Origin of the sequence: Cryobacterium sp. MLB-32, from assembly GCF_000738085.1 — a bacterium.
Lineage (GTDB): Bacteria > Actinomycetota > Actinomycetes > Actinomycetales > Microbacteriaceae > Cryobacterium.
Map to the genome: position 1 here is coordinate 1 of NZ_JPRS01000419.1, position 828 is coordinate 828.

The 828-nt window shown below is 61.7% G+C and carries 1 pseudogene; it reads left to right on the forward strand.

The annotated features are described in order from the left end of the window. Positions 1-27: 27 nt before the first annotated feature. Positions 28-828 (forward strand): annotated as a pseudogene (locus tag JF66_RS19060) (ATP/GTP-binding protein); the annotation flags it as partial.

The following is an 828-nucleotide window of genomic DNA, read 5'->3' on the forward strand; positions in this document are numbered from 1 at the left end:
CCGCTGATTTTGAAGAATCACCGTGCGGTGGTCTTTGACAAGAAGGACGAAGGTGGTGAAGGCGAATACGCAGCGTTGACCCGGCGGATGGGCGCTGAACCGCTCCGGTTTGATCCGGATGGCACGGGGACCAGGTTCAACCTCATCGATCCGTTGATCGCCCGTGGCACGGGCCTGCAAGGTCAGATGCTCCTCATTAATGCGGTGGCGCGGATCGCCCGCGATGACACGGCCGCGACGGAGTGGGAGGAAAAAGCGACCCGCTACGCCCTCCAACAAATGTTTCGCTCGTTCCACGACACGGCCCGCGTGTCGACGACGACCGATCTGATGCCTTACCTCGGTACCGTCCCCTTGGATCAGGATCTGTCGGCGGGGGCGCGGGAGCGGTTCCACCAAGCGGGTCTGTCGATCCGGTTCGGCTTGGAGAACCTCCTCGAAACGTACGCCGGTGTCTTTGACGGGGAGACCAGCCGGAACGTGGACTTGTCGCACAAGCTGACCACGTTCGACATCTCTCAGCTGCCCGACTCCGGCCCGGCCATCCCGACAGTGATGGCGATCGGGAACATGTGGCTGATGGGGCGCCTGCGACAGGAACGCGGGTACATCACCAACGTCATCTACGAAGAGGGCTGGCACATGATCGGCGGCCCGTCCGCGCAGCTCGTAAAATCCAACCAGAAACTCTCCCGCTCCCTCGGTATCTCCAACGTCTTCGTCATGCACAAAGGCACCGACATCCCCGTCGACAGTCCCGGGTACACCGTTGTCCAAGAAGCACAGACCGTTTATGCGTTTCGTCAGGACCGTCCCGAAGACGCCCGG